Source organism: Microcystis viridis FACHB-1342 (genome assembly GCF_014698335.1).
Taxonomy (GTDB): Bacteria; Cyanobacteriota; Cyanobacteriia; order Cyanobacteriales; family Microcystaceae; genus Microcystis; species Microcystis ichthyoblabe_A.
Genome location: NZ_JACJSV010000100.1, coordinates 1 through 11,284, shown reverse-complemented (window position 1 = coordinate 11,284; position 11,284 = coordinate 1). Strand labels below are relative to the sequence as shown.

General features: G+C 41.7%; 14 protein-coding genes, 1 tRNA gene and 1 pseudogene. 7 read left to right on the top strand and 9 right to left on the bottom strand.

The features are described 5' to 3' along the window. Positions 1–6: 6 nt before the first annotated feature. Positions 7–738 (bottom strand): IS4 family transposase, encoded by a 732-nt coding sequence (locus H6G40_RS21495; RefSeq protein WP_339327456.1) that lies wholly within the window; start codon positions 736–738, stop codon positions 7–9. Positions 739–776: 38 nt separating this feature from the next. Next, positions 777–1,016 carry an ATP-binding protein gene (locus tag H6G40_RS23800; protein ID WP_069474687.1) on the bottom strand — a complete coding sequence of 80 codons (240 nt, stop codon included), beginning with the start codon at positions 1,014–1,016 and terminating at the stop codon, positions 777–779. Positions 1,017–1,270: 254 nt separating this feature from the next. Between H6G40_RS23800 and H6G40_RS21485 the strand changes: the two genes are divergently transcribed. Next, positions 1,271–1,789, top strand: a complete 519-nt coding sequence (locus H6G40_RS21485; RefSeq protein WP_176721651.1) for a hypothetical protein — start codon at positions 1,271–1,273, stop codon at positions 1,787–1,789. A 6-nt stretch (positions 1,790–1,795) separates the two neighbouring features. Continuing rightward, the gene (locus H6G40_RS21480; protein ID WP_002761130.1) at positions 1,796–2,068 is read left to right on the top strand and encodes a hypothetical protein; all 273 of its coding nucleotides are present in this window, start codon (positions 1,796–1,798) and stop codon (positions 2,066–2,068) included. On the opposite strand, the gene H6G40_RS21475 is transcribed toward H6G40_RS21480, so the two are convergent. The 7 genes from H6G40_RS21475 to rplS all read right to left on the bottom strand — a co-directional run bounded on the left by H6G40_RS21475 (position 2,065) and on the right by rplS (position 5,839). Next, positions 2,065–2,988, bottom strand: coding sequence for a bifunctional riboflavin kinase/FAD synthetase (locus H6G40_RS21475; protein ID WP_069474685.1), 924 nt, complete (start codon positions 2,986–2,988; stop codon positions 2,065–2,067). The genes H6G40_RS21480 and H6G40_RS21475 overlap by 4 nt on opposite strands. 141 nt (positions 2,989–3,129) lie before the next feature. After that, on the bottom strand, positions 3,130–3,843 hold the full coding sequence (gene rplA, locus H6G40_RS21470; protein WP_069474684.1) for a 50S ribosomal protein L1: 714 nt from the start codon (positions 3,841–3,843) through the stop codon (positions 3,130–3,132). A gap of 55 nt (positions 3,844–3,898) precedes the next feature. Beyond that, positions 3,899–4,324, bottom strand: coding sequence for a 50S ribosomal protein L11 (rplK, locus tag H6G40_RS21465; RefSeq protein WP_004160232.1), 426 nt, complete (start codon positions 4,322–4,324; stop codon positions 3,899–3,901). A 3-nt stretch (positions 4,325–4,327) separates the two neighbouring features. Further along, entirely contained in the window at positions 4,328–4,945 is a 618-nt protein-coding gene (gene nusG / locus H6G40_RS21460; protein WP_002735925.1) for a transcription termination/antitermination protein NusG, read from the bottom strand. After that, positions 4,942–5,178, bottom strand: coding sequence for a preprotein translocase subunit SecE (gene secE / locus H6G40_RS21455; protein WP_002737505.1), 237 nt, complete (start codon positions 5,176–5,178; stop codon positions 4,942–4,944). Before secE ends, nusG begins: the two co-directional genes overlap by 4 nt. A gap of 124 nt (positions 5,179–5,302) precedes the next feature. After that, a tRNA-Trp gene (locus H6G40_RS21450) sits at positions 5,303–5,375 on the bottom strand. A 101-nt stretch (positions 5,376–5,476) separates the two neighbouring features. Beyond that, positions 5,477–5,839 (bottom strand): 50S ribosomal protein L19, encoded by a 363-nt coding sequence (gene rplS, locus H6G40_RS21445; protein WP_002754314.1) that lies wholly within the window; start codon positions 5,837–5,839, stop codon positions 5,477–5,479. 277 nt (positions 5,840–6,116) lie between these two features. On the opposite strand from rplS, the gene H6G40_RS21440 reads away from it, so the two are divergent. From H6G40_RS21440 to H6G40_RS24240, 5 genes and pseudogenes are all read left to right on the top strand, one after another. After that, positions 6,117–6,287: a hypothetical protein gene (locus H6G40_RS21440; protein ID WP_176721650.1), complete on the top strand. Its 171-nt coding sequence runs from the start codon at positions 6,117–6,119 to the stop codon at positions 6,285–6,287. A 37-nt stretch (positions 6,288–6,324) separates the two neighbouring features. Then, a pseudogene (locus H6G40_RS21435) lies at positions 6,325–6,675 on the top strand (hypothetical protein); the annotation flags it as partial. Between the two features lie 302 nt (positions 6,676–6,977). Then, positions 6,978–7,340, top strand: a complete 363-nt coding sequence (locus tag H6G40_RS21430) for a coiled-coil domain-containing protein (RefSeq protein ID WP_069474682.1) — start codon at positions 6,978–6,980, stop codon at positions 7,338–7,340. Positions 7,341–7,405: 65 nt separating this feature from the next. Continuing rightward, positions 7,406–10,420 (top strand): nSTAND1 domain-containing NTPase, encoded by a 3,015-nt coding sequence (locus H6G40_RS21425; protein ID WP_422613711.1) that lies wholly within the window; start codon positions 7,406–7,408, stop codon positions 10,418–10,420. Then, on the top strand, positions 10,421–11,038 hold the full coding sequence (locus H6G40_RS24240; RefSeq protein WP_422613712.1) for a WD40 repeat domain-containing protein: 618 nt from the start codon (positions 10,421–10,423) through the stop codon (positions 11,036–11,038). Positions 11,039–11,284: the final 246 nt, after the last annotated feature.

Genomic DNA, 11,284 nt, shown 5'->3' with positions numbered 1-11,284 from the left:
TGCCGTCTATAAATACCCAAAATTTGTCAGAATATACCAAGGTTCTTTTGTTTGAAAACCCCGATAGGTTTTTTTCCACTTACCCGCTAAGTTAAACTCGACAAATCCCTGCTCTTTTGTAATATTGACATCATTCAAAAATAGTTGAGTTCCTGGACTTAAACCTAACTCTCTCATTTCTTGATAAATTCCTTCTTTTGTCTTGACATTTGTACTTTTTTTTTGTCTTAAACAAAAGTATAAACTCTGCTTCTGAAGCCACTTTCCAAGACTGACCGAGCAAAATTCTCTATCTCCTAACACCACGATTTTATGACCTGATAGCACCGTCAATATTTTCCCCAATACTCGCTGCTGTTCTTCGAGATTACTACTTCCTTTTTTATCTAATATCTCCCAATAGATTGGGATGGCTCTCTTGTCATAAATTAGACTCACCATCAAGATATTAATTGCTCCCCAACTCGTTCGGTCTATGGCAATATATACTAATCTTTTTGTTGTGAATCTCTCCTGCTGTTTTAACATCTCTTTTAAGCAGAGAAACCAGATTTTTTCAATATTCAGAATTTCCAGCTTGAAAAATCTTTTTAGTTTTTTTCTCCGACTCTCAAACAGGATTGGTATTGGCAGTGCTTCTGCTAATATCTCTAACTTAGCTTGCTTTAGTATTTGCCAGGTTCCAACTATCATTAACAACAGTAGATATCTGGCTCGTCCCAGTTCATTTTCTAACACTTTCTGGTATAGTTCACTTATCATTTTCGTTATTTAGGTCATATATGGTAAATATGACTTATCTTTTTTTGGAGTCCGTATCTGTATTCCTTGCTACACAAGCTTTTCAGCTTGCTTGTCCCCCTGTCAGCTAAGAGGGTTTTGCCAACTCCGGGTACATCTTCCAGGAGAGCGTGGCCACCACTGAGTAAAGCCACCAGCACAATGCGAATCGATTCGGTTTGGCCGACGATGCTCTGGCTCAAATTTTCCATCAAAATATCAATAGCGTCTCTCATAGCACAAATGGGGTATTTTGTCAAGAAGATTAATGTTAAGTTTTTTTTATCTTAACGATTCTTTTCCCAATTTGCCCACACTAGCGAGGAAAGTTGACAGACAATGGCGAGAAATTTTCTTTTAGGGAGCTAATCAGGGTTAGGGTGGCGAGCAGGGAGAAAATTAGTTAAGAATTGTTGCCAGTGGGCGAAATTAAGATTTTCAGTCGGTTCAGTCTGATAAAATCAAGAGGAATTTCTCTTAATCCATGAAGATGAAAGCCAGTTCGCTCGTTTTTAGTCTTGTTTTAGGCATCGCAGCCAGTACATTAACCAATAGTTTACCCGAAAATTTAACTTTCAATTCTCGGAAAATATTGGCTCAAGATCAGGCACCTTCCTGTCCCCTCCCTCCAGATATTGCTATCACTTTTCGCAATAGTGAATGTCAGGCAGTTACCCTAGAAAAACCCCAGACTTTTTTCCGTTATTATAGTGACGAAAATTACAAAAAAGGTCGTTTTCTGACCACGGATCAATATACCACCAATGTGGAGGTGATCAGGAATTTAGCCCTCGATCAAAAGTGGAATCCTCCCAATCAAGCGACCAAAGTAGTATCGGTGACTTTACCTGCGGGAACAACGGTTTATCAAGGAATTGTTGCCCCCCAGAATCCGGCTGATTGTTATCCCGGTGGTGGTCAGCAAACTTTTATTAAAGACTCGCGAGATGCCAATATACAATGGGGAGAGGGACGAGCAATAACGGTTACATATCTTTCCTGTCGCTAGAATATTATGGAAACGAACATGAGGGAATTAATTCAATCAATTGACCAAGCTATTACCGTGGCCGAACAGATGCGGAAAACAGAAAGATCGACTCGGATTGAGGGTTTAATTTCTGTCCTGAAAACCATCAAAAGTCAGGCTTTAGCTGGTCAATTACCACCGTCTCAAGGCATTGTTACCCTAGGATTAGCGCGAGAAGTAGCTGATTGGATCGATTCCCTTGATTCTCCTTTATTGAAAGCGGTGGGTAAAGTAGAAAGAGAATACCAAAAATATTAGGAGTTGTCGGTTAAAGAAGTTAAAATTAACCGAGAGCGATCACAGTCTATCTCGATCTGATTTTTTAATCGATCGAGAGAATTAAATTTCTGTTCTGGTCGCAGGAATTGCACTAAATCCATCGTTAAAATACGATCATATACATTGCCCGACCAATCCAATAAATGGATTTCCACACTGATAGTTTTTCCCTCGATCGTGGGACGATAACCGATATTCATAACTGCTGGTAAGCGAGAACCATCGAGATGCACCCAACCGCAATAAACCCCCAGTCGCGGCAATAATTTATCGGGAGGAACCTGTAGATTAGCGGTATGAAAACCTAATGTTCTGCCCAGTTGTTGCCCGATGACCACACGACCAGTTAAACTGTAGGGACGACCTAACATTTGCCCAGCTTGCTCAACGTTTCCTGCTGCCAAAGCTTGACGAATTAGGGAACTACTAATCCGACCCGTCCCACAGTTTTTTAAAGCAACAATCTCGACTTTAATATTAAATTGAGAGGCGATCTGTAATAAATCTTCCGCTGTACCTTGACGACGATAACCGAAGCGGAAATCTTGACCAATACTGATCGATTTAGCCTGTAATTTTTCTACTAAAATCTGTTTGATAAAAGCCAAGGGAGTCAGGGAAGCTAATTGAGCAGAAAAAGGCAGTAAAACTAATTGTTTAACGCCTAAATTCTCTAAAACCTCCACCTTTTCCCCTAGAGGAGTTAATAATTGCCATTTTTCCCCCGTAAAAAATTCCCGCGGGTGGGGAGTAAAACTAACAACGGTGGGATAAGCGGGTTCATCCTGAAAAATTGGCTGTAGGACGGTTTGATGACCTAGGTGCAAACCATCAAAGTTACCAAGAGCGATCGCACTAGGGGCTAAAATACGGGTATTAGGGGAATCTACAATCCACACGCTGGCTTTAAGAACAGATACAAGAGAATAATTCAAGCGATTAATCTTGAGTGTAGCCCTTTGATTTTATATCAATCGGGCGATCAAGCCAAAAAAGGCCCCCAATCCCTTGGAGGCTTTTTCAAAGAAAAATAACTGTCATTAACCTTCTGCTAATTTCAGATCCCGCAGAGCGCTAATATCCACTTGAATCGATGGCCCCATGGAGGAAGAAACGTAAACTGTGCGCCAGTAACGACCTTTTGCCCCGGAAGGACGGTTTCTGTCCACCGTTTCCTGTAAAGCTTTCAAATTGATTAACAGATCCTCAGCACTAAAAGAAGCTTTACCAAATTGAACGTGAACGATCCCAGTGCGATCGGCCCGGAATTCTAATTTACCCGCTTTAAACTCAGAGATCGCTCCCGTTAAATCCGTGGTTACGGTTCCCCCTTTCGGTGAAGGCATTAAACCCCGTGGACCGAGTTGACGACCTAATTTCGCCACTTTCGGCATCATATCGGGGGTGGCGATCAACACCTCGAAATCCATCATCCCCTTGGCGATTTCTTCGATTAATTCTTCTGAACCAACGATATCGGCCCCAGCATTGTTCGCTTCCTGCACCTGTTCCCCGCGAGTAATCACCGCTACCCGCACCGTGCGTCCGGTTCCTTTGGGTAAACTTACCGTTGTCCGCAGTTGTTGGTCGGTATATTTAGGATCGATGCCTAAACGAATATGAGCTTCGGCGGTTTCGTCGAATTTCGCCGTCGCTAATTCCTTTAATAATGTCAGTGCCTCTAATGGCTCGTAGGCTTTATTTTCTACCTTAGCCTGGGCATCTCGCAAACGTCGTGAAACTTTTTTTACCATCTGATTTGTTGCTCCTTGGGTAATAACGAAGCTTAACTTCTCCCCGTAATAAGATTTAGTCTGAGATCTTGACACCCATATTTTTGGCCGTTCCCGCCACAATATTCATGGCTGCTTCGATGTCGTTAGCGTTAAGATCTGGCATTTTAGTCTGGGCGATTTCGCGTAATTGGTCGCGGGTAATGGTGGCGACAAATTTCTTGTTAGGTTCGTTGGAACCTCTTTCTACACCGGCCGCTTTACGGATGAGAACGGAAGCGGGGGGAGTTTTGAGGACAAAGGTAAAACTCCGATCCTCAAAAACGGAAATTTCCACAGGGATGATCATCCCGGCCTGATCGGCGGTTTTAGCGTTGTAATCTTTACAGAACGCCATAATATTTACCCCGTGTTGACCCAAAGCAGGACCGACCGGAGGAGCAGGGTTAGCCTTACCAGCAGGTAAAGCTAGTTTAATAATTGCGACGACTTTTTTAGCCATGATTTAGTTTTGTTTTTCGACTTGATTAAATTCCAATTCGACCGGGGTATCCCGACCAAAAATGGAGAGCAGGGCCTTGAGTTTGCCGCGCTCGGGACTAACTTCGATCACTTCCCCTTCAAAGTCCTTAAATGGACCAGATAGAACCAAGATTTGATCGCCAACTTCCATATTGATTTTGACGACGGGTTCTTGAATCTGAGCTTGTTTGAAGATGCGATCGACTTCTGACATACTCAAGGGTAGCGGGGTGACGTGACCACGGCCGCGTCCGTAGTGGCGTTTTTGTTCGGCCCCGACAAAGTTGATCACATGGGGGGTGTTTTTGACCACCTGCCAAGCGTCATCATCCATGATCATTCTGATCAGGACATAACCGGGGAAGACTTTTTCCTCACCGTGTTGCCGTGAACCATCCTTGCGGACTTTGACGGTGGCCGCTTGGGGAATCTGAACTTGCAGAATGCGATCGGCCACATCGAGGGTGTGGATGCGCTGTTCCAAATTAGCTTTGACCCGTTTCTCACAACCAGAAGCCACCTGCACGGCATACCAACGGGGTTTTTTCGGTAGGCCGCTAAGATTGAGTTCTTCGGGAAACTGCTCTTCTTCTAGATTCATGGGAACACCTTCCCCGCACCCCAGGCAAAGAATTTATCGATTAGATAGATGAGAGTGGCTACTAAAGTCACCATTAACATCACCGCCGCCGATTCGCTCAAAAGTTGCTGACGGGAAGGCCAGACGACTTTGGCGAGTTCTTCTTTGGTTTCATTGACGAATTCCTTGACCTGAAAGGAGCTTCCCTCTTTCTTGTCGCTCGCGTCTTTTTCTAGGGTTTCTTTTTTGGCCACGATCGCTACTCCTTAAAATGATACTCAAGCTATCCTTAACTTATCATTTTCACCGGACAACCCACACTAACCCCCAGACATTTAGATTATGTCCTTTGCAATTATCGGCTTGGTGATTACCAAACGCGCCCTGGAGGACTTGAACCCCCGACATCAGGTTTTGGAGACCTGCGTTCTACCAACTGAACTAAGAGCGCCCATTCGCTAAACTATTGGGCTTTTTTAAGGCCTTTATTTATTATAGCGTAGTTGTTGGCGATTAAGCAACTTTCTTGGTTAGGCTGTCGCCGGAAATTTTTTAGAGGGGGCGATCGAAACGTTCTTGGACCCTGGTGGCTTTGCCAACCCGATCGCGCAGATAGTAGAGTTTCGCCCGGCGTACTTTACCACGACGGATGATCTTGATATTGGCAACCCGGGGCGAGTGGAGCAGGAAAACTCTTTCTACTCCCACACCCTGGAAGACTTTGCGTACTGTAATCGTTTCGTTGATACCGCCATGGCGTTTGGCGATGACAATACCCTCGTAGGGCTGAATCCGCTCTTTATCTCCTTCAACGATTCGCACCCCTACCCGGATCGTGTCACCGACATGGATAATGGGCAGATCGCTCTTGAGATACTCGGCTTCGATTGATTTGATAATCTCTTCCGTTTTCATCGGCTTTCGTAAAACTGACAATTTACTATCATACCATATTTTTTTAAGTACAGCCTTTCTCGTCTAAATGAAATATGCTCTAAACGGGATTAGGGACTTGCGCTTTGATAATGTATCTTTTGGGCGAACGCAGTTCGCCCCTACATTGTGGACAAAATCCGTTACTGTAGAAGTGCTAGGAACCTGCGCCCTCCGATCGCTCAAGTGTGCTGATCACCCTAAGTAGGGGGAAGTCCTTCGAGAGTCCCCGCAGCTAAGGGACTTACGCTTTGATAATATGCTATCTGGCTGGTCTGATTTTTCTACAGAGCGATTTTCTGGCTGGGATATTATTCCCAAGCAAGTCCCCCACGTCCAGCTTGCAGTAGTAGCCAACAACCCCGACGAGCAAGCCATTTGCGCCCAATACCTGCGCCATAATCGCGTCAGATACTTTGCTTTGATCTAAGATTGAGTCAGCAATATCTAATTTGGAGTCTCAGGCAATGGAACCGATTTCTCTAATTCTCGCTGCATTGACTGCCGGTGCGGTTGCTGCTGCTAAGGATACGGCAGGAACAGCGGTTAAGGATGCTTATGAGAGTTTAAAAGCGTTGATTAAGAAGAAATTTGCAGAAAAAGGGAAAACAGATGATAGTGATATCGTCGATAAACATGAGAAACAACCAGATTCAGAGGGGTTAAAAACACTGCTCAAAGAAGAGTTACTTGAAGCAAAAATTGATAGAGATGCAGAGGTTATTAAGACAGCAGAAGCATTACTTAAGCAATTAAAACCTGAAGAATTTGCCGCAGGTAAGTATAATATTAATGGCTCTTCGTTACTTGGTATGGTTTGATAGGGGGGCATAAATCGACTAAATCCTTATCTGGTAAAAGACTTAATTGATTAGTTCGCTCTAGATCGAAAATAATTGACAAAAATCGCTAAATGCCTTTCTATATAAGTGTTCCATCCCTTATAACCCCCGTCCATTGCATAACACAAACCGAAGAGCCATATTAATGATATTAATGTTGGTGATGATATTAAGGGAATGGTGGGAGATGGTACTTTGAATGGAATTGCAGGAGATATTAGTGGTGGAAATATTAGTCAGAAGATTAATTAGTTGAGGATTATTTAGGAGGGAAATTTATGTCAATTACTGTTGAGGTAGAACTTAAAGATTTTCTAATTCAAATCAATCAAAAGTTAGACAATCTTCAAAAAGATGTTACTGATATTAAGATTGAACTTAGTGAAGTTAAAGGTGAAATTAAGCTTCTGGAGGAAAAAATCGATGGTGTCGAGAAGCGTCTGGAGGAAAAAATTGATGGTGTCGAGAAGCGTCTGGAGGAAAAAATTGATGGTGTCGAGAAGCGTCTAGAGGGAAAAAATGATGGCGTGGAAAAGCGCTTAGAGAATCAAGAGTTTGTCAGTCGAGGGATTTTAGTTGCTTTAATTGTAACGATTTTAGGCGGTTTGGCTAAATTGTTTGGTTTAGTAGGAAGTCCTTAAAGAGTGCTAATTCTAAAACTGCAATTTAAAGTTAACTTTAAAAGAATAATTTTGGGGTAGCAAAAATGACTGATAAAAGTTATTATTTAGAAATAGGGGGTGATGTTAAAGGTCTTATTGGTGATGGTGAATTTAAGGGAATTGCAGGTGATATTAGTGGGGGTGTAATCAATCAATATATTATTACCCAAAAGTCAGGAGTTGAGATTCAGGCTCAAACTTTAATTACGGGTTCACCTTATTTGGGTTTAAGGAAGTTTGAGGTAGATGATAAGGATAGGTTTTTTGGGCGAGATAATTGGATTATTGAGTTAACTGATTATTTAAATCAAAAGAACGTTTTATTGCTTTTAGGTGCGTCGGGAAGTGGTAAATCTTCTCTCGTGCAAGCGGGTTTAATTCCTAAGTTAAAGGATGATTTTGGCGCAAATAAATTGGTTAATTTAACTTTTGTTCCTGATGTTAATCCCTTTGAGTCTTTTTATGGTTGTCTTTTGGCAAATAGATATAAACAATCCCAAGCAAAATTAGCACAAGCTGTTAAGGAAGAGACTTTAATTAAGGTGGTTGAAAGATTAAAAAATAATTCTGATTTATGGTTTATTTTTATTGACCAATTTGAGGAGTTATTTACTCGTACACCGAAGACGGAAAGAGATATTTTCATTAAAAGTTTGATTAAATTAATTGAAAAGAATGATAGTTTAGTTAAAATTGTGATGACGATGAGGGCGGATTTTTTAGATAAATTAAGTCCTTATCCCAGTTTAGGAAAAATCCATGATCAGTATAGCAAGATGTTAACGGATATGGATGAAAGTGAGTTAAGATTAGCTATTGCTGAACCGGCGGCGAGAAATGGGGTAATCTTTGAAAAGGGATTAATTAATCAAATTATTGCGGATTTTTATGAACAGGCTGGCTCTTTACCTCTGTTACAATATACGTTAGATTTATTGTGGCAAAAAGATCATATTCAAGAGCGGGTTTTAAATATTAAGATTTATCAAGAGATTGGTGGGGTAACGGGTGCGCTAGAAAAACAAGCGGATAAAATTTATAGTCAATTTAATGAAAAGCAACGGAAAGCAGCAGAGGAAATTTTTCTAGAGTTAATTAGTTTAGAAGGGGAAAAAGCGGTTAGCAGAAGGGCGGATAAATCGAGTTTTGAACAGGAGGAAATGCAAAAGGAGGTTCTCTATCAATTGATAGATAATCGTCTTTTGGTGAGTAAGGGAGAAGACGGGAAAGCAACGGTTGAGGTGGCACATGAGGCGTTATTACGTTCTTGGAAAGTGTTACAGGATTTAATTCGAGAAAAAGAGGAGATAATTGTTCTGAGAAGTCGTTTATATGCTGATGCAAAACAGTGGGATGAGTTACAGAAGCAAGATGCAGTAAAAGCGAGTAGTGAGCTTTGGGGAGGTTCTAAGTTAGCTAAAATTGTTGAGTTTCAAAAGAATAATTCTCTGCCTAATTTAGATACTGTGGCGATAGAGTTTATTAAGGCGAGTATTAGTCAAGCTGAACGTCAAAAAAATGAAAAAATTAGAACAGCGCGAAGGATTGCGGCGGTTTCTTTGGTGGCGGTGGTGGTTAGTAGTAGTTTGGGTTGGATGGCTTGGCAAAAAACCAGACAAGCAGAATATAATCAAGCTGAGTCTCTGGGACGATATTCCTTATCTCTGTTTAATGAAGGAAATGAGTTGGAGGCTTTTATCGAAGCAATTAAGGCAGGAAGAATTCTACAAAACCAACACGCATACAATCAAGAGGTAACAGATATCTTGTGGAAAGCTCTTGTTGAGGGAAGTGAATATAATCGCTTAGAAGATTATTTTAGTGAAAAAGTCAAGAGTATTAACATTAGTCCAGACGGCAATACTTTGGCTTCTGCTGACGATAACAAGACAATCAAACTGTGGAATTTAAAGACAGGAAAAAAAATTACTACCCTTACAGGGCATACTTACTATGTTAAAAGCGTAAGTTTTAGCCCTGACGGTAAGATACTAGCTTCTGGTAGTAGTGACAACACTATTAAGCTTTGGAATGTAGAAACAGGAGAAGAAATCCGCACTCTTAAAGGGCATAATAATGTTGTCGTTAGCATGAAATATAGTCCCAATGGCAAGACATTGGCTTCTGGTAGTAATGACAAGACAATCAAACTTTGGAATGTGGAGACAGGACAAGAAATCCGCACTCTCAAGGCACATAATGGCTATGTCAAAAGCCTTAGTTTTAGCCCCGACGGTAAGACTTTGGCTTCTGGTAGTTGGGATAAAACAATCAAACTTTGGAATGTAGAAACAGGAAAAGAAATTCGCACTTTTAATAATCATAATAGCTATGTCTATAGCGTGAGTTTTAGTCCCGACGGTAAGACTTTAGCTTCTGGTAGTTGGGATAAAACAATCAAACTTTGGAATGTAGAAATAGGGAAAGAAATTCGTACCATTAATGGGCATGATGGCTGGGTTACTAGCCTGAGTTTTAGCCCCGATGCTAAGACATTGGCTTCTGGTAGCAATGACAAGACAATCAAACTTTGGAATGTGGAGACAGGACAAGAAATCCGCACTCTTAAGGGGCATAACAGCGTTATCATTGGCGTTAATTTTAGCCCCGATGGTAAGACTTTGATTTCTGGTAGTGAAGACAGCATTATCAAACTTTGGAATGTAGAGATAGAAAAAGGAATCCGCACCCTCAAGGGACATGATTGGGTAGTCACTACCGTTAGTTTTAGCCCTAATGGTAAGATATTGGCTTCTGGTAGTGGAGATAAGACAATCAAACTGTGGAATGTAGAGACAGGAAAAGAAATTCGCACCCTTATGGGTCATAATGACTGGGTTCGTAGCGTGAGTTTCAGCCCCGATGGTAAGGTGTTAGCTTCTGATAGTAGTGACAACACTATTAAGCTTTGGAATGTAGAGACAGGAAAAGAAATTCGCACTCTCTATGGGCATCTTTTCCGTGTCTATAGCGTGAGTTTTAGCCCCGACGGTAAGACTTTAGCTTCTGGTTGTTTTGACGGCACAATTAAGCTATGGAATGTAGAGACAGGCAAGTAAATCCGCACCCTCAAGGGGCATGATAGCGATGTCTATAGCGTTAATTTTAGTCCCGACGGTAAGACTTTGGTGAGCGGTAGTGTTGACAAGACTATCAAACTCTGGAATGTAGAAACAGGCAAGGAAATCCGCACCCTCAAGGGGCATAATGACTGGGTTCGGAGCGTTAGTTTTAGCCCCGATGGTAAGGTGTTAGCTTCTGGTAGTGGAGATAAGACAATCAAACTGTGGAATGTAGAAACAGGCAAGGAAATCCGCACCCTCAAGGGGCATGATAGCGATGTCTATAGCGTTAATTTTAGTCCCGACGGCAAGACTTTGGTGAGCGGTAGTGTTGACAAGACTATCAAACTCTGGAATGTAGAAACAGGCCAAGAAATCCGCACCCTCAAGGGGCATGATAACTTTGTCTATAGCGTTAATTTTAGTCCCGATGGCAAGACATTGGTGAGCGGTAGTGCTGACAATACTATCAAACTGTGGAATGGAAACAATGGCTGGGATTTAGATGCTTTAATGGGGTGTAGTTGCGATTGGGTGCGGGTTTATTTGCACAATCCTAATTCTGATGTTAGGGAGGAGGATAGACATTTGTGTGATGGGATTGGGGGTAAATAGTCAGTATCAGGATTTTGAGGATTAGAGGATTTTCAGGATGCTCAATCTTAAAAGATTGTCAGGAGTTTCCAAGTAAATAATCCAGTTAATCCTAAAATCCCGTTAATCTTGGTTTAGACTTCTTTGTGAGGATACAGAAGGATTATAGGGCGATGCAGAAGAGTTGTAGGACAATACAGAAAGATTGTAGGACAATGCAGGACTTAAACGCTTTAATGGGGCGTAGTTGCGATTGGGTGCGGGTTT